General features: G+C 66.7%; 22 protein-coding genes and 1 pseudogene. 13 read left to right on the forward strand and 10 right to left on the reverse strand.

Features of this window, described 5'->3' with window-relative positions; all coding sequences use genetic code 11:
- Positions 1-518 (forward strand): annotated as a pseudogene (locus M1247_RS20760) (hypothetical protein); the annotation flags it as partial.
- A 3-nt stretch (positions 519-521) separates the two neighbouring features.
- On the opposite strand, the gene M1247_RS20765 reads toward M1247_RS20760, so the two are convergent.
- The 3 genes from M1247_RS20765 to M1247_RS20775 form a co-directional block, all read right to left on the reverse strand.
- A complete protein-coding gene (locus tag M1247_RS20765; protein WP_410506909.1) occupies positions 522-722 on the reverse strand; it encodes a hypothetical protein in 201 nt (66 codons plus the stop codon).
- Positions 723-753: 31 nt separating this feature from the next.
- Positions 754-1,617, reverse strand: a complete 864-nt coding sequence (locus tag M1247_RS20770) for an alpha/beta fold hydrolase (protein ID WP_317158575.1) — start codon at positions 1,615-1,617, stop codon at positions 754-756.
- A gap of 276 nt (positions 1,618-1,893) precedes the next feature.
- Positions 1,894-2,850 (reverse strand): LysR family transcriptional regulator, encoded by a 957-nt coding sequence (locus M1247_RS20775; RefSeq protein ID WP_317158286.1) that lies wholly within the window; start codon positions 2,848-2,850, stop codon positions 1,894-1,896.
- Positions 2,851-2,932: 82 nt separating this feature from the next.
- Here M1247_RS20775 and M1247_RS20780 point away from each other — a divergent pair, with 82 nt between their 5' ends.
- Entirely contained in the window at positions 2,933-3,487 is a 555-nt protein-coding gene (locus M1247_RS20780) for a sugar O-acetyltransferase (protein WP_317158287.1), read from the forward strand.
- Between the two features lie 2 nt (positions 3,488-3,489).
- On the opposite strand, the gene M1247_RS20785 is transcribed toward M1247_RS20780, so the two are convergent.
- The gene (locus M1247_RS20785) at positions 3,490-4,344 is read right to left on the reverse strand and encodes a helix-turn-helix transcriptional regulator (RefSeq protein ID WP_317158288.1); all 855 of its coding nucleotides are present in this window, start codon (positions 4,342-4,344) and stop codon (positions 3,490-3,492) included.
- 85 nt (positions 4,345-4,429) lie between these two features.
- Here M1247_RS20785 and M1247_RS20790 point away from each other — a divergent pair, with 85 nt between their 5' ends.
- Positions 4,430-5,203: an SDR family NAD(P)-dependent oxidoreductase gene (locus M1247_RS20790; RefSeq protein WP_317158289.1), complete on the forward strand. Its 774-nt coding sequence runs from the start codon at positions 4,430-4,432 to the stop codon at positions 5,201-5,203.
- Between the two features lie 5 nt (positions 5,204-5,208).
- On the opposite strand, the gene M1247_RS20795 is transcribed toward M1247_RS20790, so the two are convergent.
- Positions 5,209-5,811: a hypothetical protein gene (locus M1247_RS20795; protein ID WP_317158290.1), complete on the reverse strand. Its 603-nt coding sequence runs from the start codon at positions 5,809-5,811 to the stop codon at positions 5,209-5,211.
- A gap of 179 nt (positions 5,812-5,990) precedes the next feature.
- On the opposite strand from M1247_RS20795, the gene M1247_RS20800 reads away from it, so the two are divergent.
- Positions 5,991-6,992, forward strand: a complete 1,002-nt coding sequence (locus M1247_RS20800) for a hypothetical protein (RefSeq protein ID WP_317158291.1) — start codon at positions 5,991-5,993, stop codon at positions 6,990-6,992.
- Here the strand turns inward: M1247_RS20800 and M1247_RS20805 are convergent.
- The 3 genes from M1247_RS20805 to M1247_RS20815 form a co-directional block, all read right to left on the reverse strand.
- On the reverse strand, positions 6,989-8,530 hold the full coding sequence (locus tag M1247_RS20805; protein ID WP_317158292.1) for an APC family permease: 1,542 nt from the start codon (positions 8,528-8,530) through the stop codon (positions 6,989-6,991). The genes M1247_RS20800 and M1247_RS20805 overlap by 4 nt on opposite strands.
- Positions 8,530-9,417: a universal stress protein gene (locus M1247_RS20810; RefSeq protein WP_317158293.1), complete on the reverse strand. Its 888-nt coding sequence runs from the start codon at positions 9,415-9,417 to the stop codon at positions 8,530-8,532. The genes M1247_RS20805 and M1247_RS20810 overlap by 1 nt, the downstream gene beginning before the upstream one ends.
- A 116-nt stretch (positions 9,418-9,533) precedes the next feature.
- Positions 9,534-10,403, reverse strand: coding sequence for a MaoC/PaaZ C-terminal domain-containing protein (locus M1247_RS20815; protein WP_317158294.1), 870 nt, complete (start codon positions 10,401-10,403; stop codon positions 9,534-9,536).
- Positions 10,404-10,462: 59 nt separating this feature from the next.
- Between M1247_RS20815 and M1247_RS20820 the strand changes: the two genes are divergently transcribed.
- Together M1247_RS20820 and M1247_RS20825 are read left to right on the forward strand one after the other, a co-directional pair.
- Positions 10,463-12,475, forward strand: coding sequence for an SDR family oxidoreductase (locus tag M1247_RS20820; protein ID WP_317158295.1), 2,013 nt, complete (start codon positions 10,463-10,465; stop codon positions 12,473-12,475).
- Between the two features lie 45 nt (positions 12,476-12,520).
- Positions 12,521-13,567 (forward strand): nucleoside hydrolase, encoded by a 1,047-nt coding sequence (locus M1247_RS20825; RefSeq protein WP_317158576.1) that lies wholly within the window; start codon positions 12,521-12,523, stop codon positions 13,565-13,567.
- On the opposite strand, the gene M1247_RS20830 is transcribed toward M1247_RS20825, so the two are convergent.
- Complete coding sequence (locus M1247_RS20830) at positions 13,558-15,147, reverse strand: DNA polymerase Y family protein (RefSeq protein ID WP_317158296.1); 1,590 nt, start codon at positions 15,145-15,147, stop codon at positions 13,558-13,560. The two genes, M1247_RS20825 and M1247_RS20830, sit on opposite strands and share 10 nt — an antisense overlap.
- 3 nt (positions 15,148-15,150) lie before the next feature.
- Positions 15,151-15,858, reverse strand: coding sequence for a DnaE2-dependent mutagenesis accessory factor ImuA' (locus M1247_RS20835; RefSeq protein WP_317158297.1), 708 nt, complete (start codon positions 15,856-15,858; stop codon positions 15,151-15,153).
- Between the two features lie 290 nt (positions 15,859-16,148).
- Between M1247_RS20835 and M1247_RS20840 the strand changes: the two genes are divergently transcribed.
- The 7 genes from M1247_RS20840 to M1247_RS20870 all read left to right on the forward strand — a co-directional run bounded on the left by M1247_RS20840 (position 16,149) and on the right by M1247_RS20870 (position 23,878).
- Positions 16,149-16,451, forward strand: a complete 303-nt coding sequence (locus M1247_RS20840) for a hypothetical protein (protein ID WP_317158298.1) — start codon at positions 16,149-16,151, stop codon at positions 16,449-16,451.
- 34 nt (positions 16,452-16,485) lie between these two features.
- Positions 16,486-18,132, forward strand: a complete 1,647-nt coding sequence (locus M1247_RS20845) for a S53 family peptidase (RefSeq protein ID WP_410506910.1) — start codon at positions 16,486-16,488, stop codon at positions 18,130-18,132.
- Positions 18,129-19,331, forward strand: a complete 1,203-nt coding sequence (locus tag M1247_RS20850) for a zinc ribbon domain-containing protein (RefSeq protein ID WP_317158299.1) — start codon at positions 18,129-18,131, stop codon at positions 19,329-19,331. The genes M1247_RS20845 and M1247_RS20850 overlap by 4 nt, the downstream gene beginning before the upstream one ends.
- Complete coding sequence (locus tag M1247_RS20855; RefSeq protein WP_317158300.1) at positions 19,328-20,053, forward strand: hypothetical protein; 726 nt, start codon at positions 19,328-19,330, stop codon at positions 20,051-20,053. The genes M1247_RS20850 and M1247_RS20855 overlap by 4 nt, the downstream gene beginning before the upstream one ends.
- Positions 20,054-20,168: 115 nt before the next feature.
- Entirely contained in the window at positions 20,169-20,462 is a 294-nt protein-coding gene (locus M1247_RS20860) for a hypothetical protein (RefSeq protein ID WP_317158301.1), read from the forward strand.
- A 24-nt stretch (positions 20,463-20,486) separates the two neighbouring features.
- Positions 20,487-22,064 (forward strand): S53 family peptidase, encoded by a 1,578-nt coding sequence (locus tag M1247_RS20865; protein WP_410506911.1) that lies wholly within the window; start codon positions 20,487-20,489, stop codon positions 22,062-22,064.
- Positions 22,061-23,878 (forward strand): zinc ribbon domain-containing protein, encoded by a 1,818-nt coding sequence (locus tag M1247_RS20870; RefSeq protein WP_317158302.1) that lies wholly within the window; start codon positions 22,061-22,063, stop codon positions 23,876-23,878. Before M1247_RS20865 ends, M1247_RS20870 begins: the two co-directional genes overlap by 4 nt.
- Positions 23,879-23,911: the final 33 nt, after the last annotated feature.

A 23,911-nucleotide genomic window follows, 5' to 3' on the forward strand; every position in this document is an offset into this window, starting at 1 on the left:
ACGGCGGCTACACCACCACCATCACCAACACCGGCGAAGTCGCCTGGCACCCCCCACCAGCACTGGATCACGGCCAAACCCGCATCAACTACCACCACCGCCCCGAACTCCTCCTCACCCCACCCCAGAACCCCGAGCCCGACCCGAACGAACCGAAACGCGAAGCGGAACCCGAGCTGGAACGGCAAGCAGAACCCGAACCGGGGAGGGACGCAGAGCACGAACCGCAGGGCGAGCCACAGTGGGACGCGCAACGCGAACCACACGGGGACACAATCGCAGACCCCGACTGGCACCCCGAGTCAATCCCCGAGTGTGACCTCGAAGCGATCCTGGAATGGGACCGCGAATGGGCCAACATGTACGACCAGCCCACCCCGACCCCGCCGAGCGCCGAGGACATCGACGACGACCCCGCGGCGATCGACACCAACCCCGACACCGACGAGTACCCCGACCCCTGGCAGAGCATCGGCAACGATTATGCCCACGGCGGCAAAGGAATACGCGGACCCTGAGATCTACGCAAGCCCGGGGCTTGCCCACCCCGCTGCACCCCACCAGCGGTCGATGACGCTACCGAGATCCAACCCGGTAGCCACCCCGACGAGCGCCGCCGCAACGATCGACGCCGGCGCACGATCGAGCACCACCACCCCGATCGACGGACGCCGACCATGCTGCACCATCACACTTTTGAGGTGCGTCATCTCGCAGGACATCGGTGACAGTGTTGTCAGTCAGCGTGGTCAGTCAGCATCCCGCCCAATGCTCGCGCAGCAGCGGAAGGAATTCGTCGGCGCGATAGTCGGGGAAGTGCATCCGGGCCCCATTGATGGTGGCGACTTTTGTGACGCCGGGGATCAGATCTCTGAGGCGCTGCGCCCACTTGAGCGGAAAGAAGACGTCGCCGGTGCCCCACACGATGAGGGTGGGCGCCTTGAGTTGGGCTAATTGGGGTCTGACGGCGGCGAGATCTACTGATGAGATGGCGACTGTCAGCCGAGCGAAAGCGCGGGAGGACTCAGGTGTTCCGAAGACCGGACCATAGTAGGCATCGACCACTTCTTCGGGAAGCCGGCCCGGATGCCGATAGCCGGCGGTCAGACCGCACAGCTTCAGCCGGCGGTTGGCGGCGACATGTGGCCCGACTTTCGCCAGAAGCCCCAGGCGTGCCGCGAGCGCGACGGGCTTGAACAGCCACGGCGGCGTGTTTCCTTCGGTGTCACAGTTCGTCAAGGTGAATGTCGAGAGCCGATCGCCGAGGCGAGCCGCAACGATCTGCGCGACTGCACCACCAGTGTTGTTGGCCACCAGGTCAAAACGATCCAAGCCCAGATGGTCGCAGAGTTCGACGACGCGCTGGGCCAGCCCGGTCAGTGAAACATCGGCGTGCGCCGGTGCAGCGGGTGTATGCCCGTGCCCGGGTAGGTCCACGGCGATACACCGACGCTCGTTGCCGGCAACCTCGGCGATGACGTGCCGCCACAACAGGCTGTTGGTGAGGATGCCGTGTATGAACACCGCCGGACGGCCGCTTCCTACATCGATGTAGCCGATGGGACCGGACGCGGTCGTGGCATGGCGACGGTGCACTTCGAATGCGGCGATGTCCATCGCACCAATGCCCTTCAGCCTGTGCATACCGTGTAGATGTCGCATACCCAGGGTATGCGAATGGTCTGTCGGCGATTATCGCCCAACATCCAGATGATGTGTGGGAAGCCGCGTTGGCCGCCCTGAAGGCCACGCCTGGACGTGTGCGCCAACCTGGTGGCCGGCCGATTGATCTATCTCGAAGGACCGGTTGACCTGGGTTGACGGCGCTGGTGCGAGTCCGAAACCAGGACGCGATACACCGCGTACTGCACAGCCTTCCGGTACGACAGGTAGCTATCTCCGGCCTGAAGATTCGTGAGCCCAGGTCGGCAGCCAGACGTTCGGTTCATGCGGCTGTGACCGGCGCACCGTCGCCAGGTACTCGCGGAGCGCCCCCAAGCCCGGGTGCGGGTTGGCGGTCAGCCAGATCAGCGAGTGCGGGTAGATCGGAGTCGGGTTGCGCACCGGTATGCGGCGCAAGTCGTAGTGCGCGGGCCAGAGGTAGCGGTCGCGCCTGCCCACCAGGGTCGCGAGATCCGATGCCTGGCAGAGCCGTTCGAGGAGAGACTCGTCACCGAAATGCGGTCCACGACCGTCGATCGTGAGACCGAATGCCGCTGCGAGGTCATCGTAGAACGTCGCCCATTCGGTGCCGGGAACAATTCCGGGAATCCAGATCCGATGCCCGGCGAGGCACCGCGGCTCGATAGCGGACTCGGCTGCGAGCGGATGTTCGGGCCCCACTAAGAGCTGTAGTTCGTGGTCGATCGCGCGGGCCACGCTCACTCCGGGCGGTATGTCCCTGGCGGGCACCGTCACTGCGCGGAAGGACACGTCGACTGCTCCGGAGTGCACTGCGGTGAGCGCACCCGCGAGGTTGTTGTCAGCCAGAGTCACGACGTCAACGTCCACACCGGGGTGTGCGAGATGGAAGTCCTGGAGCACCCTCGACGGTGCGATACGGCGATTCGTCACATCGACGCGCAGCGCCCGGCCCTCGGGCTGGACAGACCGCCGCGCCCGGTCGGCAACATCCAGGAGATCCCGCGCGTGCGGAAGGAATGTGCGCCCGGCGCGAGTGAGCTGCACACCGTGGGCGCTGCGAGAGAACAGCACCGCCCCGACGTGACGCTCCAGCGCGGCGATGCGCTTCGACACCGCTTGCGGCGTGATCCTCAGTTCGTCTGCAGCGCCCTGGAATTGACCGAGTTCGGCCGCCACGACGAAGGTGCGGACGCCGTCAAGATCCAATGGTCTTCCCCAACCTCTGGTTGTGTCCCGCCCGCGTGTCGGTTGCTTGCCGTGTGGTCATGGCTGTTGCTGAGATCGCTGCATGCCTCATTTGACCTCTGGTCGCCTCTACATCCAAACCCCTGAGTGGGAACGGGTTGCCGAGCGGATCCATCACGTCACCGCGCTCACGTCGCAGCTGAACCTGCTGCCGTTCGACGATACGGACGGGCGCGCGGTGCTGCTGGCGCAGGTGTTCGGCCGGCCGCTCCCGGAAACCCTCACGTTGTATCCGCCGTTCTTCACCGACAACGGGCTCAACACCACCTTCGGCGAGAACGTGTTCGTCAACCAGGGCTGCACGTTTTTTGATCAGGGCGGCATCCGAATCGGTGCAGGGACGATGATCGGACCGAAGACGAATCTCATCACTTCCGGACATCCCGTCCCGCCCGCCGAGCGGCGCGAGTACATCCTCGCCGCACCGATCGCGCTCGAAGACAATGTGTGGCTCGGAACGGACGTCACCATCCTGCCCGGTGTCACGGTCGGTGAGAATTCGGTGGTCGGTGCCGGGTCGATCGTGACGAAGGATGTCCCGCCCAACACACTGGTCACTGCGGCTGCCGCGACGGAGCGCAAGCGCTGGCACGCCTGAGCTCAGCGGGGCACGTCCATGCGTTGTGTGCCCAGGACCGCCAGCAGCCGCATTGCTTCCTCGGACCGAGAGCCGGGCTCCGGTGAGTAGATGACGACGCGCTGGTCCCGGTCGGCGATGTCGAGCGCGTCGCAGTTGACCGCGACCGGACCGACCGTCGGATGCACGAACGTCTTGCACAACGCCGGGTGGTCGACGATATCGTGTGACTCCCACAGCCGTGCAAATTCCTCGCTGCCGGAGCGCAATTCGGCTATCAGCTCGAGGGTTTCCGGATCCTCCGGATAGCGGGCGGCAGCGGCCCGCAGATGTTTGGCGCTGGTGCGCGCGAACTCGTCGACGTCGGACACTCCGTACAGCCGCTGCCCGCCCGGTGCCGGCGGTCCCAGAAACGCGCGCCGGATCAGGTTGCGGTCACGACGCGACAATGCGGAGAAGTCCTCCATGAGCGCACACGCCAGATCGTTCCAGGCCAGCACTTCATTGGTGGCCGACACCACGATCGCCGCGGCCTGTGGTAATCGCTGCAACAGGCCGAGGATGCTCGGGCGCACTGTCCGCGGCGGCCCCACCGGTCGCTGGGGCGCGACGCCGGCCAGCAGGTGTAGATGTGCGCGTTCGGTATCGGAGAGTCGCAGTGCCCGGGCCAGTCCTTCGAGCACCTCACGGGAGGGATGCGGGGCCCTGGCCTGTTCCAGTCGGGTGTAGTACTCCGTGGAGATGAACGCCAGATGGGCCACCTCGTCGCGGCGCAAACCCGGCGTCCGACGGCGGGCGCCGACCGGCAGTCCAACATCGACCGGACGGATCCGCTCCCGACGGCTGCGCAGGAAGGCGCCGAATTCTCGCTTGTCCACAGCCCCATTCTCCGCCGGATGTCGACAGTAGGCAGGTACAGCCGATACCTGGTTACGGACTCCGCGCCGACGCACGCTCGCTGACATGACACAGACAAACGCAGGACTGCTCGCGGGCAAGGTCGCCTTCATCACCGGCGCGGGCCGCGGCATAGGCGCCGCGGCGGCCCGGCTTTTTGCCCGCGAAGGCGCAACCGTACTGCTGGCAGCCAGAACCGAGAGCCAACTCAAGACGGTCACCGAGGACATCGTCGCGGCCGGGGGCACAGCCGACTACGTGGTGTGCGACCTGGCCGACGGCGCGAGTGTGCGGGCCGCGGTTGAACGCACCGTTGAGCTCTGGGGACGGCTCGACATCGCCTTCAACAACGCTGCGACGATCGTGCCGCCGGGACCACTCGACGAGGTGAGTGAGACCGACCTCGACCACGTCTACAACGTCAATCTCAAAGGTGCGTGGTTGGCATTGGCGGCCGAGGTGGCCGCGATCCGGGCCACCGCCAAAACCGGTGCGATCGTGAACAATTCCAGTATCGGCAGCCTGCGCGGCAATCCTGAGTTGCCGGCCTACGGCGCGATGAAGCGGGCCGTCAACAGCCTAACCGAATCGGCCGCCGTCACCTACGGACCCGAGGGCATCCGGGTCAACGGAGTGGCGCCCGGAACGACGCTGACCGAGATGATCCAGGAGTGGGAAGACGCGAGCCCCGGCATCGTCGAGCGGATCGTCGCCGAAACCCCGCTACGCCGCGCGGCCCAACCCGAGGAGATCGCCGAGGCCGCGGCGTGGTTGCTCAGCGATCGAGCCTCCTATGTCACCGGCGTGACGCTGCGGGTCGACGGTGGCACCTGGGTGTGAAAAGGCTACGACACCCGCAGAAAGTTGCCCGTGGCGTCGTAATACACCGTCTGGCGGTCTCGCTCGGTGCCGTTGACGACGTATATCTCGACCGGACCGGTCTCGTCGGCGCGCGTCACCGTGGGGCCCGCGGAAGCGTTGAGCTCAGCCCGCTCGCCCTCGACACGCTCGAACGAGTCGGTCCAGACATCCACCAGCGTCTGCGGCGGCACCGTGTCGGCGGGGAACAACGTCTCCTGCAACGCGGGCAGCTTCTCCGCACCGCCGTAGTCGTACGGCCGGACGTCCGTGCGGCCGTCCCAATAGGAGACGTACTTGTTGAACTCGGTCGGTTTGGCGGGATCCAGCGCATCAACGGCCATGTTCCCCGACGTACTGATCGACACCGAGCTCACCTGGATCTGGTTCAGCTCGGCACCGGCCAGCTCTTGCAACGTCGAATTCATCGTCTCGACGATCTCGATCGTGAGTACAGCGGTCTTTGGATCGGGCGCGGTGCGCTCGGGCGTCGATCCGGCCGCGTCGGCCTTCTTCTCATCTGCACAGGCACTCACCATCAGTGCCAATATGAATGCTCCGAACAGCGCGGCGAATCTGCGCAGGGTCACGACGTACCTTCCTCGAGATCTGTCAGCCCAGCCGACCGGGGGCATTTCACAGCAACTTTGGGGGCGACCCACAGGGTATTACACGATCGCTTCGTGACCGGCTGCAACCTTCGCGCTGCGGTTTACCCGGCCGCACCCTACGATGCCCCTGGGCTGGGGACCGGCTGGGAAAGGGCGCAATGACCTCAACGAAGTACATCGGCTACGTCGGCGGTGTGGCGGTGGCGGCAGGAGTCGGTGCCGCGATCGCCGTGGCCGGCCAGGGCACTGCCGGCGCTGATGCGACCGACAGCGGTGCTGCCGCGAAGGCGTCGACCAGCAGCAGTTCAAGTGTCAAGGCGGGCCCGAAACGGAACAGCGGCGTGAAAACCACCAAAGCCGACAAGAACTCGACCCGCACCAAGCCGCGGTCATTGGTCAACGACCGGGTCGAGAAGGTGGCCTCACACGTCACCTCGCAGCTCAACAAGACCGCGAGCACGGTATCCAAGTCGATCACCGACTCCCTGCACAAGCCGAGCGTGAAGCCGGTCAAGCCGAAAGCAAAGCCGAGCGCAGAAGAGTTCGAAGCCAAGCAGGTCGAGCGACTCAAGAAGCTGTTCACGCCGAAACAAGCCGCGACACCCAAGCCGGATGACGGTGCGCTGGAGGACAAACCGGCAAGCACCCCGGTGGTGCGGACGGCGGTCGAATCACACGCCGACACCACTGCGGACGGACCCACGTGGAACCCGAACCCGTTCCGGCCGGATGATCCGGACCCGACGGACATTCCCGAGCCGATCATGGAACTCAGGGAAGCGCTGCGGAGCGCCTTGCCCGCTGAGCTCGATCCGTTCGTTCGGGAAGGCGTCGAGCAGGCCTACCGGGCCAGCCAGATCGTGCCGTGGGTGAACGCGGTGGTCCCGATCAGCAAGATCCTGCCCAGTCTCGCGCCTGCGGTCGGCGATACGCCCGAAGCCAGAGATGCCCGACAGATCATCATCAACGAGCTGATCAAGACCACCCCGCCGGGATCACTGCTGTACTACGGCTACGACATCGCCGCCGACCTGCTCAATTTCGACAACGACGCCGCTGAGCTCAAACAACAGTTCTTCACCTCGGCGTGGGACATTCTCGATCCGTTCGAGCTTGCCCACAACGAGGGCACCTCCGGTATCGGGCAGGCCGCCGGCTAGAGAATCGACGGGGTGTCGTGGTGCAGTGTCTCGCCGCGGAAGAACTCGGGGCTGCGCGGCCGCCAGATCAGCATGAGCACCGCACCCAGCAGCAGGATGCCGAAGCCCATGTAGAACACCAGGCCGATCCCGCCGATCGCCGTGCCGCTGCCGTTCTCCGGATTCATGCTCTCACCGATCGAGATCACGAACACCGCCGCGAGCATGATGCCGCCGAGCAACGGGAACAGGAACTTGAATATCACGTTGTGCGCGTTGGTGAACAGCTCCTGACGGAAGTACCACACGCAGGCGAACGCGGTGATGCCGTAGTACCAGCAGATCATGATGCCAAGCGCGGCAATGGTATCCAGCAGCACACTCTCCGAGAGCAGGCTCACCACGGTGTAGAACACCCCGGTGATCACACCGGCGGTGACGGTGGCGAACGTCGGCACCAGAAAACGTGGGCTGACGTCGGCGAAGCGCGCCGGAAACGCCCGGTAGGCGCCCATCGCCAGCATCGCTCGTGCTGCGGGCAGGAAGGTGGTCTGCAGGCTCGCCACCGAGGACGCCAGGATCGCCAGGAACAGCAGCGGCCCGGCCCAGCTGCCCAACACCGGGTCGGCGAGCGCGGCGAAGACGTTGTCCGCATTGTCCGGGTTGCCCAGTCCCAGATCGGCTTCCCCGACCCCGGCATACATCATCACCGCGACGGCGATCAGCAGATACGTCGCCAGGATCGACAGCACGCACAACAGGCCTGCCCGCCCCGGCACCTTCGTCGGGTCCTTGGATTCCTCCCCCAGGGTCAGGCAGGTGTCCCAACCCCAGAACGCGAAGATCGATCCCGTCACGCCGACAACGAACGCGCTCACCGCAAGTCCGGTGAACGGATTGAACCAGTCCAGGTCGAATGACAGCCCGGCAGGCGCATCGCCTCTACCCACATGCACGAAGGCCATCACCGCGAACGACAGCAGTACCACCATCTGAAATCCGACCAGCACGTACTGCACCCGCTCGCTGGTGGTGATACCGCGACTGGCGACCGCGGTGGCGATGGCCAGGAACACCAGCGTGGTGATGATGTTGATGGCCTTGTTGCCGGCCAACTCGGCGATCGAGGGATTGTTCGCGATCCGCCCGATGAACAGATAGAAGAACTCGACCGCGATCGCGGCCAGGTTGGACAACACGATGATGGTGGCCACCACCATGCCCCAACCGCACATCCACCCGACGTAGGGTCCGAATGCCTTGGTGGACCAGGTGAACGATGCACCGCAGTCCGGGGCACGGGAATTGAGTTCCCGGTAGGCGTAGGCGGTGAGGAACATCGGGATGAAGCCGGCGATGAGAATCGCGGGCATCTTCAACCCGACAGCCGCAACGATGAGGCCGATGCTGGCAGTCAGGGTATAGCCGGGCGCCACCGAGGAGATGCCAAGGATGGCACCGGAAAACGTGCCGACCTTTCCGGCCGCGAGCCCTTTGGAGACCAGTCCGGCAGCCTCCTCGGCCGCCTTCAGCTGGGACTGTGGTGGCTGTTCGGCCATCACCGACCCTCGCCGTCGGCCGGCTCGTCCCTGGGGACAACCACCATCGGCACGTCGAGCACCCGCAGCATCTTCGCGGCGGTCGACCCGAGGAAGATGCGCCGGGGCGCGCTGAGCCGGCTGGAACCGACCATGATGACATCGCCGTCATGCCATTCCAGCTTTTTGACGGCCGCCTCGACCGTCGGCCCGTTCACGATCGTCGAGGTCACCGGGAATCCTTCCGGCAACTCTCTTTTCGCTTTCTCGACGGTCTGGCGGGCGTGCTTGAGTGCCCGCTCCCGGACTGCGTCGTCGTCAGATCGCAGCGAACCGAAGGTCGGATCCAGCGCGACCAGGGACACCAGCCGCAGCGGCGCACCCGATGCCTGGCTGAGGCGTACTGCGCTGTCCAACAGCAGATCCGCACCCTCACGACGACCGATCGCACAGGTCACTTCACGAATCCGGTCGATCGAGGAATCCCGGGTTCCGCGCGGTGCCACCACCACCGGCACCGGCGACGAATGCAGCAGCTCGTTGACCACCGATCCCAGCGAGTAGCTGCCTGCCAGACCGCCCCCGGAGCCGCCCACCACGATCGCCGACGCCTCCAGCCGGACCGCCTCGCGGATCAGCCCATCGGTGAACGATTCGTCGAAGCTCAGATGGCTGTGCGCCACAACGTCATCGGGCACCGTGGCCAACGCCTCGTCCAGCCAGCCCTTGGCCTGTTCGGCCAACACTTCCTCGTAGCCGCCCTTCGGCACCAATCCCGGCAGCACGGTGTCAGGCGGCAGCACGATGCAGACTTCGACGTCGGCACCCAGCGTTCTGGCGAACCGGACCGCCAAGGCCAATGCGTCAGCGCCACCGGAGGTGGCGAGATACCCAACGACCAATCTCATCTGCGTCATCTGTAACCACCAATCCCGCACTGCGCAGTGCGACTGTCAGTGGCACCGATCCTGTCAACCAGCGGGTGCATTATCAGTGCTTCGACGAAATTGGCCGGTACGCGGCCTCAGTCGGTGTACTCGGCGGTGCCGTCCTCCAACACCAATCGCGCACCCGACCCATCCGGGTTCGACGCCTCGGTGCGGAACACCGCCCGCCCTGGCTCGGTGCGCCAGATCGAAGTGGTCAGTGTCTCTCCGGGGAACACCGGTGAGGTGAACCGGGCGCCGATCGCGGTGACCTTCGTTGCGTCACCGGCTCCGAGTTCTCTGACGAGCACCCGACCGGCGACCCCGTAAGTGCACAAACCGTGCAGGATCGGCTTCGGGAAACCAGCGAGATTCTCGGCGAACCACGGATCGCTGTGCAGCGGGTTGCGGTCGCCCGACAGCCGGTAGATCAACGCCTGGTCCTCACGCGTCGGCAGCGACACCCTGGCATCGGGTTCGGAGTCGGGGATTTCCGGCGCTACCGGCCGCTGGCCGGGCTGCCCGCCGAATCCGCCCTCGCCCCGGATCACCGCCGTCGCCAATGTCTCGACGATGACGTCGCCGCTGTCCGGGTCGGTGCCCGTGCCTTTGAGCATGACCACCGCGTTCTTGCCCTCGCCCTTGTCCTGGATATCGGCGACCTCGGTGACCACCCGGAGTTTTCCTGCCGGCGGCAGCGGTTTGAACAGCCGGATCGCCTGGGAGCCGTGCAGCAGCATGCCGAAGTTGAACGTGCCGATCTTCGTGGCGGCAGCGAACGGGGAACACGCGATGACGGCGTACGTCGGCAGCACCTGCTGTTCGATCTCGTGGCTGTTCTCGGTGGTGAACGCGAGATCGTCGACACCGGCGCCCACACCGATGGCGTAGAGGAGGGTGTCGCGGTCGGTCCAGTCGAACTGATACGGGTCGGTCTTTTCACCGACGGCGTTCGGGTTGATCGGCATTCCTCGGACGATAATCCTCTCGGTTGACGTTTGCCTGATAGAGGGCCACCATGTCTCGCATGCGCTATGTCGTTACCGGCGGTACCGGGTTTATCGGTCGCCGTATGGTGTCCCGAATCCTTGCCCGTGAGGCCGACGCCGAAGTGTGGGTATTGGTCCGACGCGAGTCACTGACCCGCTTCGAGCGCTTGGCGCAGCAGTGGGATGAGCGGGTGAATCCGCTGGTGGGAGACCTCACTGCGGCTGATCTCGGGCTCACCGATGCCGACATCGCCGGGCTGGGAGATGTCGCCCACGTGGTGCACTGCGCGGCGATCTACGACATCACTGTCGGCGAATCCGAGCAGCGTGCGGCCAACGTGGACGGCACCCGCGCGGTGATCGACCTGGCGCGCCGGCTGGACGCGACGTTGCACCACGTGTCCTCGATCGCGGTCGCAGGCAATTACCGGGGCGTGTACACCGAAGACGATTTCGATGTCGCGCAGGACCTGCCGACGCCGTATCACCAGACCAAATTCGAGGCCGAGCTGCTGGTGCGGTCCGAGCCGGGGCTGCGCTACCGCGTGTACCGGCCCGCCGTGGTGGTCGGCGACTCGACCACCGGTGAGATGGACAAGATCGACGGCCCGTACTACTTCTTCGGGATCCTCGCCCGGCTCGCGGCGCTCCCGAGGTTCACGCCCATGATGCTGCCCGACACCGGCCGCACCAACATCGTTCCGGTGGACTTCGTGGTGGAAGCGGTGGTGCATTTGATGCATGCCGAAGGCCGCGACGGGCAGACGTTCCACCTCACCGCCCCGAAAACCATTGGGCTGCGCGGTATCTACCGCGGCGTCGCGGAAGCCGCCGGGTTGCCCGCGCTACGCGGTTCGCTGCCCCGCGCGGCAGCGCTGCCGGTGGTGCGGGCCACCGGACGTGCCAGGACGGTACGCAACATGGTGGCCACGCAGTTGGGCATCCCGGGTGAGGTGCTCGATGTCGTCGACCTGATGCCGACGTTCACCGCCGAGCACACCGAGCGGGCGCTACAAGGCTCCGGGATCGCAGTCCCCGAGTTCGCTTCGTACGCACCGAAACTGTGGCAGTACTGGGCGCAGCACCTGAACCCGGACCGGGCCCGGCGCGACGATCCGGCCGGGCCACTGGTGGGCAAGCACGTGATCATCACCGGCGCCTCCAGCGGTATCGGACGGGCCTCGGCGATCGCGATCGCCGAACGCGGCGGATGCGTGTTCGCGCTGGCCCGCAATGCCGCCGCGCTCGACGACCTGGTATCGGAGATCCGCGCCGCCGGTGGTCAGGCCTACGCATTCACCTGCGATGTCACCGATTCCGCTTCCGTGGAGCACACCGTCAAGGACATCCTCGGCCGCTTCGGCCACGTCGACTACCTGGTGAACAATGCGGGCCGGTCCATCCGCCGGTCGGTGGTGAACTCGACCGACCGGTTGCACGACTACGAGCGGGTGATGGCGGTCAACTACTTCGGCGCGGTCCGCATGGTGCTGGCGCTGCTGCCGCACTGGCGCGAACGCCGGTTCGGTCATGTGGTCAACGTGTCCAGCGCGGGTGTGCAGGCGAACAGCCCGAAGTACAGTTCGTACCTACCCAGTAAGGCTGCGCTGGACGCGTTCTCGGACGTGGTGTCGACCGAAACACTGTCCGACCACATCACCTTCACCAACATTCACATGCCGCTGGTGCGGACCCCGATGATCGCGCCGTCGCGCAGGCTCAACCCGGTGCCGCCGATCTCAGCTGAGCACGCCGCGGCCATGGTGGTGCGCGGTCTGGTCGACAAGCCGGCCCGCATCGACACGCCATTGGGCACGCTGGCCGACTTCGGTAACTACCTGACGCCGAAGCTGTCCCGACGTGTCCTGCACCAGTTGTATCTGGGCTATCCGGATTCAGCTGCGGCGCGCGGACTGGCGCCGTCGGAGACCACAGCTGCCACCCGGCGGCCGCGGCGGCCGGCTCGCACAGGAGGGTCGTTGCGGGTGCCGCGCAGCCTCGCCCGCCCCGTCAAACGGGCGGTGCGGTTGGTCCCTGGCGTGCACTGGTAGGCACTCCGACCGTTCGTTGGCATTATCGTTGTCCGGGTGACACCGATGCCTGTCTTCGCCGATGTCGATACCGGCGTCGATGACGCGCTGGCCCTGGCGTATCTGCTGGCAAGCCAGGACGCAGAGTTGGTGGGCATCGCATCGACCGCGGGAAACGTTCCGGTCCAACAGGTCTGTACCAACAACCTGGGCCTGCTGGAGTTGTGCGGGGTGACCGGGATCCCGGTGTCCAAGGGTGCCGAGCAACCGCTGCGCATCCCGTTGCGTACCGCCGAGGACACCCACGGCCTTCAGGGGCTCGGCTATGCCCAGTTGCCCTCGTCCGACCGGATGCTCACCGCACACGACTCCGCGCAAGCCTGGGTGCGGGCAGCTCACGCGTATCCGGGTGAACTGATCGGGTTGGCCGTGGGACCGCTGACCAACCTGGCCCTGGCCATGCGTGCCGAACCCGGCCTGCCCAAGCTGCTGCGCCGGTTGGTGATCATGGGCGGTGCCTTCGACTACCGGGGCAACACCACACCGGTCTCGGAATGGAACATCAGCGTCGACCCCGAAGCCGCCGCCGAGGTGTTCGGCGCGTGGGGTGCGGCGTGGGGCCTGGACGAGCCGACACACGTGCCGATTGTGCTGGGCCTGAACCTCACCGAGAACGTCGCGATGACACCGGCACTGCTGAGCCGGCTGGCCGCTGCGGCGGATTCGGAATCACCGACGATGAGCGTGCTCGATGACCGGGGCACGCTGTCGATGGCCGCCAACCCGCTCATCCGCGTGCTCGAGGACGCGCTGCGGTTCTACTTCGAATTCCACTTCGACACCGGCGACGGCTATCTCGCGCATCTGCACGACCCGCTGGCCGCCGCGGTGGCGCTGAACCCGGATCTGGTGCAGTACCGGCAGAGCACCGTGGATGTGGAGCTGACCGGGACATTGACCCGCGGTATGACGGTGGCGGATTGGCGGGGGCACTGGGGCCGGCAGCCCAATGCGCTCGTCGGCGTCGACGTGGACCCGGCTGCGTTCTTCGATCGGTTCATCGACCGTGTCGGTTCGTTCGCCAAGTCGTTGCACCCGACGTCTCACTCATAGGCACCCTCCAGGTACCACCGCCGCTGCCGGTAGCACAGCAGCAACGCCAGATCGCTCTGGCCGTTGCGGTCGTCGCCCACCAACACCTGGGCCCGTGCGGTACGGCCCCGTGTCTCCGCTCGTCCCTCCGGATCCCACCACCGCTCGTCGACCGGCCACGGCCCGGCCCACCAGCGCAGCATGCCGTCACGGCGGCCCGCGCCGGACAGCCGGACCGGATCGGTGGAGAACATCCCCCGGCCGGTGACCCGCACCGGATTACCTTGGGCGTCAAGCAGTTCGACCGGGTCGTCGAGTAGCACGGTGGGTGAGGGCTCGGGCAACTGACCTGGCCACGGTTGTTGTGGGTCGGCCCGCGGCACCGGCTCATCACCCAACGGGGTGAAGGTGATGCGTTCGGCGGGCCCACGCCCACCGCTGAGCACCGGCACCTGCACCGCCTCGGGTCCGAGTAGTCCCTGGACCCGTACCAGCGCACGCCTGGCCCGCAACCGGTCCTCCCCGCCGATCCCACCCCACAGCGGCAGTTGCAGCGCGGCCGCAGACACCACCTCCACCGGATGCAACCGCAGTACGGTGACCGGCGCGGTGGGCCGCTCGGAGGTACGGCGATTGAGCCAGCCGTCCAACTGCCAACGCACCCGGTCTGCGGTGGCGTCCTCGGTCAGCGGCTCGGCACATCGCCACACCCGTTCCAGCTCTTCGCCATTGGCGGTCACGGCGTGGATCGCCAACCGGGTGCAGCCGATACCTGCCGCCGCCAGGCTTCGGTGCAGGGCACTGGCCAGCGACCGTCCGGCGAAGGCTGCGGCGTCCACCCGTTCGATCGGCGGATCGCAGTTCATCACCGCATCGAGGTCGGTGGCCGGGTCCCGCCCTGACGGCCCCCTGGCCTGTTCACCGCGGGCAAAAGAGTGCGCGATCACCGCATCCGCACCGAACCGGGAGGCCACGTCGGTACGCGACACTGCAGCGAATGCCCCCAGGGTCCTGATCCCCATCCGCCACAACAGGTCTGCCAGATCCTCACGGCCCGGCGCGGCAAGCGACGGCTCGGTGGCCAACTGCCGGATGGACAGTGCGGACAGAAACGGCGCGTCCTGGCCCGGTTCGACGATGCGGCCCGCCCTGGCGGCGAAAACCGCGGTGGGCAACTGATCAGCGACACCGACCTGACATTCCGCCCCCGCCGCGGCCACCGCGTCGACCAACCGTTCGGCGGCGGCCGGTTCAGATCCGAAATACCGGGCGGCCCCGCGCACTGGCAACACCAACAGACCCGGCCGCAGCACCTCGGCCCGCGGCACCAGGGCGTCGACCGCGACCGTCACGTCTTCGAAATAACGGGCGTCACGGGCTGGATCGGCGGTGACGACGTGCAGTTGCGGACATCGGGCCTGAGCCTCCCGCCTGCGCAGCCCACGCCGTACCCCGACCGCACGCGCCGACGCAGAACAAGCGATGACCCGATTGGCGAGCGTGACCGCGATCGGAGTCGTCGGCGGCAGACCCGCCGCTGCCGCTGCTGCGACTGCCGGCCAGTCCATGCACCACAGAGCCAGCACCCGGGAAGCAGGCATGGCCTAACCGCCTGCCGCGCACGCTGTTCCGATGGCGCGGCCTTTGGCCCGCATGGTCAGCCGGACCCGACCGATCCGGCCACGCCCCGGAGTGGGCACGTCCCGGCCCGCGCCGGTCACCTCGTAACCGCTGACCCTGGCCTCCAACCGGGTGGCCGAACCCTGCCAGTCCCCGTCGACGATCAGCAGGGTGCAGCCTTTCTGCCGGGCCCGCGCCACCATCACCCGCGCACGACTCGGCGGTACGCAGCGTCCGCCCAACCCGAGCAGCACGAGGTCCATCCCGTCCATCAACACCGCGGCCACCTCCACCGGGTCGGCGCCCGGATCCGGGATGACCGCGAGCCGGCTCAGATCGGCGCCCATTTCCACCGCTGCCAGCAGACCCACATCGGGCTGCCCGACGATCGCGGCGTGCCCACCGGCCGCCGTCACCGCCGCCACCAAGCCCAGCGACAGCGACCGGGCGCCCGTGGTGACCGCAACCGTCCCGCGCGGCAACTGGGTGGGCAACGGCCCGGTCAGCGATTCGGCCAGCGGTTCGGGTAGCGGCAGCAAAGTTTCCGTGGCGACAACCGGGCCATCGGACCGGGCCACTCCCCGATGGGCAGAGCCGACCCGCCCAGGCACCGCCGCAATCTTGCGGCGAAGGTGTTCTACCTGTTCAGCACGGGTAAGCCGACTCACGTCAAGGTCCGCCGCAACCGTCACAGCAACACCTCCAGCACCATTCGACCCAGGCTTTGTTCGAATATATGTTCGATGACTCGAGTAAACACTGGGCCACCGACACCGTCAAGCTGCCTGCAGTGGAGAAAACCCCGATTGGTAGTGCCAGCAGGAATGGAACTGCGCCTGTCCCGGCATTAAGTTAGAGTGCGTTCACCAGAGCCCCTCCGGGATGGGTCTGGTGAATTATTGCGTTGCAGAAAGTGGGAGTCGCAACGGCGATTCGCCACGAGAGATCTGTTTATTACTCCGGGGACAGTGAGGACTGCACCATGAAGTCTGGGCAATTGACTCGGCGGCTCACCGTCGCCATCGGCGGCGCTGCCGTGATCGGGATGATCTCGTTCACCGCGGCCTGCGGTACCGAAGAGGAAAAGGCGCCGGAATCCACGACGCCGACGACCACTACTACGACAACCACGACCACCGCACCGCCGGCCACTCCGGCACCGCCGCCACCCCTGGAGCCGACCGAGAAGTCGATCAACCCCACCGGCGGCAATCTGTTCACCCCCGACGTGAAGGCACCCGGTCCACAGACCGCGATCCCCGGCAACAGGGAAAACACCGGATAAACCAGGTCCGCCGAGCTACTTGCCCGGTTGATCCATGACCGGTAGGCAGCAGCGTCTCGACGCATCCAGGAACAAGCGCAATGGCCTCGGGCTCTGGCTACTTGCACTGATGATGGTCGGCGTGGTGGTGGTCTCGACGTCAGATCCACACGACGCTCCAGGCCACGCCACGTCGTCCGTCATCGGCGGGCCTTACGCCCAGTTACTCGGTGCGTCAACGGATCTCGGACCGTCACACGGCGGACCGGTCCAGCTCACCGTGGCCCTGCACGACTCGGCGCATCCGAGGACATTGTCCGGGTGGGCCGCCACACACGGGTTGTCGGTGCGGTGGCGTTCCGGTGACCATTGGGCAATCGTCGAGGGCACACCTGACGACATGGCGGCTGCCTTCGACGTCGATATCCACGACTATCGGGGCAAGCGCGGTCAGGTGTTCTATGCCTCTCCTCAACAGCCGTCGATGCCGGAGCCGCTGCGCGGCGAGGTCACCGAGGTCGGGCGGATCCTCGGCTACCTGCCACACCGGATGTCCCTGCCGGACCTGCGGAACCTGCCGACCGACGTTCCGGACCAGGGGTTGACGCCGAAGGCGCTGCTCAACACCTACAACCTCAGCGGTCTGGCCGCGCAGGGGTACACCGGCAAGGGCACCACCATCGTGATCTTTGCGTTCGACGGCTACGACCAGGACGATCTGGACACTTTCACCACCACCTTCGGCCTGCCCAAGTTCACCCCCACCCTGGTCGGTGGCCAGCCCAGCGCTCCCCGCGGCGAGACCACGATGGACCTGCAGGTCGCCCACGCCATCGCCCCCGACGCGCGCAAAGTGGTGGTCAACGCCCGGCCGACAGTGCAGGGCGACGGCGGCTACGAGAAGATCGGCCAGATGTTGGAGTCGGCGGACAAACAGTTCCCCGGCGCGGTGTGGAGCTTCTCGATCGGCTGGGGTTGCGACAAGCTGATCACCGCGGCCGACGTCGCCCCGGTCCGCGCCGCCTTGTCCACCGCGCACTCACACGGCACCACGGCATTCAACGCCAGCGGCGATCTGGCCGGCCTGGAATGTAAAGGCGGACAAGACTGGTCGTCCCCGCCCGGGCCCGACGACATCGGCCTGGATTCGGTCGCATCGCTACCGGAGATAACCGATGTCGGCGGCACCACGCTGTCCACCGATGCCAACGGTGGCTGGCTGGCCGAACAATCCTGGTTCGACGTCCCGCTGTCCCAGGGCACCGGGGGCGGGGTGTCGGCGCTGTTCGACCGCCCGGATTGGCAGCGCCACATATCCACCCCGGACGACGGCGGCGCACAACGACGCCTGACCCCCGATGTGGCCGCGGTTGCCGACCCCTTCACCGGGGTGAAAATCGTGCTGGACGGCCAGATCCTGGTCGGCGGCGGCACCTCGCAGTCGGCGCCGCTGTGGGCCGGGATGGCCGCCGTGATGAACCAGTATCTGATCGCCAACGGTGGACGGGCGCTGGGCGATCTCAACCCCATGCTGTACCGCATCGCCCAGGGTGCACCGCTGCCCGCCTTCCGTGACGTCACGCTCGGCGGCAACGCCGTAGCCAGTGCCGGACCGGGATACGACATGGTGACCGGACTGGGCACACCCGACGTGGAGAACCTGGCGAAGAACCTTCTTGTCCTGCAAAAGGCGAACCGATGACCGACACCCCTGACAACGACGAAGTCCCCACCACCGAGTGCCGGGTCTGCAAGGTCGACGTTCCCGACGGCAAGTACTGCGGCCTGTGCGGCGTGCATCTCAACGAGCAGCCGGGTGACGGCCCGGAATGGCTGCGCGTCACCGCATCCTGCGTCGCGCCCGAGGAACATCTGCTGCGCCCGTCGATCACGAGCTCGCTATTCCCGCACCTGTCGCATCGTTCCCGCATCCCGTTCCGCATCGCGATGCTGGTCCTGTTGGCCGGGCTGGTGGCGTGCGCGCTGCTGCGACTACCCGCGGCACTGATCGCCGTCGCCGCACTGGGGCTACCCCTGCTGTTTGTCATCTACCTGCAGGAGTCCGACGCGTTGCGCGATCTGCCCACCGCCAGCCTGATCCTGACCGCGGTGCTGGGCATCGGTCTTGGCGTCGGCTGGGTGCTGCTCACCGGCACGATGATGGCCAGGTCCTACGGTGTCCCACTGGGCTCGGGAATGTCGATCGACCGCATCACGCGCAACGGATTGGGCGTTCCGCTGGGCAGTGCCCTGCTGATGCTGATACCCGCCGTGGTGGTACGGCTGTCGCGGCCACCGACCCGGGAATCGTTGGACGGCTTCATGTTCGGCGCATTCGGAGCCACCGCGTTCACCGCGGCCGCGACGTTGACCCGGCTGGCGCCACAACTCACCACAGGAATGGTGGCCCACAACCGACCCATGTCCGGGCTACTCGTCGAGGCCGGAATCCGTGGCGTGGCCGCGCCGTTGACCGCTGCGGCGGCGGGAGGTCTCATCGGCGCGGCATTGTGGTTCACCAGGCCGGCGAGCAAGGAGCATCAACATCCCGGGTACGTGCGGCTGGTGCTGTTCGGCTGCGGTTTCGCCGTACTGGTCGTCTATGCAGCGCTCGGACTGATCGACGTCGCACGGGCCCCGCAATGGCTGCAGCTGACCGTGCATCTCGCGGTCGCGCTGGTGGCGGTGTTCGTGTTGCGCGTCGGCCTGCACCTGGCGCTGTTGCACGAAGCACACGATCCGATCGCCTCGGACCAACCGATCCTCTGCCCGCGCTGTGGGCACGTCGTACCCGATATGGCGTTCTGCGCGCACTGTGGTGCCGCCACCCACGCGTCGTCGCGCTCATCGCGTTCCGAGCGCCGGGAGCACCGACCCGAACGTAACCCGGAGACGCCATGACCGCACCCGCACTGTTCCCCGGGTATGCGGTGCCCCGAGGGACCTACCGGGCGAAGCCGACCCGCCGAACCTCGCCGCTGAAGCTGTTGGTGATCTTGTGCACCGGCATCGCGCTGGTGGCCGCCGCGCTGTTGTGGATATCGGGGATGACGAGCAAGCCACCGGCACGCTACATGTGCCCGCCGGACTGCGGGCAGCCCCCGATGGGGGAACCGATCGCGATCAACCCGGTGTTCACCGCCCCAGACGGCAGCTTCTCCGTCTCCTACCCCGTTGCCGGGGCTGCCTACAAGATCAGCACCAAGCCCACCGGTGTGACCGCGGAGTTCCTGGCCGGCGACGGCGGGATGCTGCAGTTGTTCAGTGAACCGGCCAATGGCCGTACTCCTCAACAGATCGCCGATTCCCTGGTGGACAAGACCTTTCCTGACACCACAACCGCCTACGAGATACCGAACGCGATGGTCGGATACCAGCCCGGATACGGCTTCGTCGCCGACAGTTGGCCGCAGGGTTCAAACAGCATGTATGCGCGGATGCGGGTGATCGTGATGGTTTCGGTGAAGAACGACCTCGCACTGATCGCCTCCGCCGTCGGGCCGTATCACGAGTTCGGCCCCAAGTCCGGCGCCAGCAAGCCCTCCGGTGCGAATCTGCAGCTGGCACTCGACATGGGAAAGTACGTCAACAGCTTCCGCTGGGACGGAGATCCTGCCCGCTGACGGGGCAAACCCGCAATTAACGCCCGCGAATGGCAGACCCGGGTTAGAGTTTGCTAGCCGGTCCGTGTGGACGGTTAATATTTGCACCGCCCTCGGGGGACAGTTAGGACTAAACATGAGGTCACGTCGATTATCTCGCCGCCTCGCAGCCACTGCAGGCATCGCCGCCATCATCGGAATGGGCGGGCTCGCAGCTTGCGGTACCGAAGAACAAGCGCCCGAAACCACGACCCCCGCCACGACGACCACGACCACCACCCCGACGACGCCTTCGACGGCGCCGCCGCCCGTGGAGCCGACCGAGAAGAACATCACTCCCGGGGGTGGCAACAAGTTCACCCCCACCCACGTCGAAACGCCGGCGCCGCCCACAGGACGTCGCGGGTACAGCCCCAACGGCGGCGGGTAAACCGACAGCTATCGGCACACGATCGTGCGTCGGCTGCTGATCGTTCTTGCGGCTGGGGTGCTGGTCCTGGCCTCAGGCCTGACTGACGCGCAGGCGACCCACCGCACCGGAGTAATCGACGGCCCCTACGCGTCGTTACTCGCAGCCTCAACGGATCTCGGACCGTCGCACCGCCCCGACGCGCAGTTGACGGTGGCGCTGCGGCAGTCCGCACGGCCCGCTGCGTTGTTCGACTGGGCGCACCACAGGGGCCTGACGGTGCGCTGGCGGACCGGTGACCGATGGGCCGTCGTCGAGGGGCAGCCACGGCAGGTGGCGAAGGCCCTGGCCGTGGCGGTGCACGACTACCGCGGGCGCCGTGGCCAGGTGTTCTACGCCTCCCCGCAGCAACCGTCGGTGCCATCGGTGTTGCGCGGCGAAGTCGCAGAACTCGGCCGTATCCTCGGCTACACCCCGTATCGCCTGGCGCGGCCGCCCATACCGCCACGTGACGTGCCGGATCTGGGACTCACGCCCAGTGCACTGCTGACCACTTACAACGCAGGCCGGTTGGCGCGCGACGGCTACACCGGCACGGGCTCCACCGTCGTCATCTTCGCGTTCGACGGATACGACCAGGCCGATCTTGATTCGTTCGCCACAATGTTCGCGCTACCTCCGTTGACCCCGACTCTGGTCGGTGGTCAGCCGGGCGAACCGCACGGTGAGACGACGATGGACCTGCAGCTCATCCACGCGGTGGCACCCGACGCCCGCAAGGTCGTCGTCAACGCCCGGCCCACGGTGGAAGGTGACGGCAACTACGAAAAAATCGGGAAGTTGATGGAATCGGTGGACCAGCAGTTCCCCGGCGCCGTGTGGAGCTTCTCGATCGGCTGGGGATGCGACCGGTTGCTCACCGCGGCCGACCTGGAACCGGTGCGGGCCGCCCTGCGAACCGCACACACCCACGGCACCACGGCATTCGACGCCAGCGGGGATCTGGCCGGTCTGGAATGCCGAGGCGGGCAGGACTGGTCGTCGCGGCCCGGCCCCGACGACGTCGGCCTGGATTCGATTGCATCACTGCCCGAAATGACCAGTGTCGGAGGCACCACGGTCTCCACCGGCGCCGACGGCGAGTGGCTGTCCGAACAGGCCTGGTTCGACGTTCCCTTGTCCCAAGGCACGGGCGGTGGCGTGTCGTCGCTGTTCGAGCGTCCCGACTGGCAGCGCACGGTGTCGTCCGACTATGACTCCGACCACCGGCTCACCCCCGACATCGCCGCGGCCGCTGACCCGTTCACCGGTGTGAAACTTGTTTTCCGACAACAGGTCATGGTCGGTGGCGGCACTTCGCAGGCGGCGCCGATCTGGGCCGGCCTGACTGCGGTGATGAATCAGTACCTCAACGCCCATGGCGGACGGCCGCTCGGCGATGCCAATCCCCTGCTCTACCGCATCGCGGCGGGCGCGCCCCTGCCGGGCTTCCGTGACGTGGCCCTCGGCGGCAACGCGGTCGCACTCGCCACTCCGGGCTACGACCTCGCCACCGGACTCGGTTCGCCCAACATCGACAACCTCGTTCACGATCTGCTGATCCTGCAACGGTCCATGCCGTGAGCGCAGGAACCGACCCCGACGATGCCATCGTCGAATGCCCACAGTGCCGAAAAGAGGTGCCTGCGGGCGAGTTCTGCGGTCGGTGCGGCGCCCATCTCGCCACGGGACCCGGGTGGTTACGAAACCGGGCGTACTGCGCGGGCCGGGGCGAGAACCTGTTCCGGCCGTCGGTGGTCAGCTCGCTGTTCCCGCAGTTGCCGCACCATTCGCGGGCCCCGTTCCGGCTGGGAGTCGCAGCGCTGGTGGTCGCGGTGGCCGCGTGCGCACTGCTGCGACTGCCCGCGGCGATGATCGCACTCGCCGCGCTCGCTTTTCCGCTGCTGTTCGTCACCTATCTGCGCGAAGCCGGTGTCTTTCAGGACTTCTCGATCGGTAAGCTGCTGCTGACCGCGTGTCTCGGCGCCGGACTCGGTGCCGGCTGGGTGCTGTTGACGGGGGCGGTGGTGTCCCGCGAGTACGACATGCCGATGGGCGACGACGTGGATCAGTTCCGGATCGTGCGCGACGGCCTCGGCGTTCCGTTGGGTGCCATGCTGCTGATGCTCACCCCGGTGGTGGTGATCCGCCTGCTCAGGCCACGAACGCGAGAAGCGCTGGACGGCTTTGTGTTCGGTGCACTGGGTGCGCTCACCTTCACTGCGGCGGCCACGCTGAGCCGGTTGGCGCCGCAGGTCGACGATGGGATGATCGACCACGACCGACCCCTGATCGGGCTGGTGGTCCAGGCCGGCATCCAGGCGTTGGCGGTGCCCTTGACCGCGGCAGCCATCGGCGGCCTCGTCGGTGTGGTGCTGTGGTTCAGACCAGCCGCCGATGACGCATACCGGCACCCGAATCGGCTGGGCGCCGCTCTGCTACCGGCTGCCCCAGTCGGTTATGCCATCCTCGGATTGATCGACGTCGCACAGGTGCCGGAGACGGTGGTGTTGGCGGTGCACCTCGTGGTGATGGTGTTGGCGGTGCTGGCATTACGCGTCGCGCTGCAATGGGCCTTGTTGTACGAAGCTCACGAGGAATTCGGCGCCGACGACACGCTGCTGTGCCCGCAGTGCGACAACATCGTTCCCGCTATGGCGTTCTGCCCCAACTGCGGGGCGGCGGCCCAGGCTTCGTCCCGGTCGGTGCGGGCCGCAGGACGTCATGCCCGCCCCGCGCACCGCACCGCCCCCCGCCGGTTGTTCGGGACCTGGGGTGTCGGTGTCGCGCTGCTGGCGGCCACCCTGCTCGGGGTGTCGGCGCTGGTCAGCAATCCACCCGCACGGTACGTGTGTCCACCGGACTGCGGACGCCCGCCATTGACCGATCCGGTGGCGACGAACCCTCGCTTCACCGCTCCCGACGGCTCCTTCTCGGTCTCGTATCCCGCCACCGGCGCGGCATACGCGGTCACCACCGCCGCCGATGGTGTCACGGCGGACTTCCAGGCCGGCGACGGCGGCACCATGCAACTGATCAGCCGGCCCGCGAACGGCCGAACGCCGAAAGAGATCGCGACGACCCTGGTCGAGGACACCTACCCTGATACCGACGTCGATTATGAGATCCCGAATGCAATGGTCGGCTATCAACCCGGATACGGCATGGTCGTCGACAGCTGGCCGCAGAACGCCACCGGCGACTACATGCGGCTCCGGGTGGTCATCCTGGCCGCGGTGAAGAACGACCTGGCACTGATCGCGATCGCGACCGGCCCCTACCGCGAATACGGGCCCGACTTCGGCTCCGGCAAGCCCTCCGGCGCCAATCTGGACCTCGCACTGGACATGGGCAAGTACGTCAACAGCTTTCACTGGCAGGGCGATCCCGCGCGCTGACACGCCGACGAAGCCACCCGGGATCTTCCACCA

It is taken from the genome of Mycobacterium appelbergii (assembly GCF_032883035.1).
Classification (GTDB): Bacteria; Actinomycetota; Actinomycetes; order Mycobacteriales; family Mycobacteriaceae; genus Mycobacterium; species Mycobacterium appelbergii.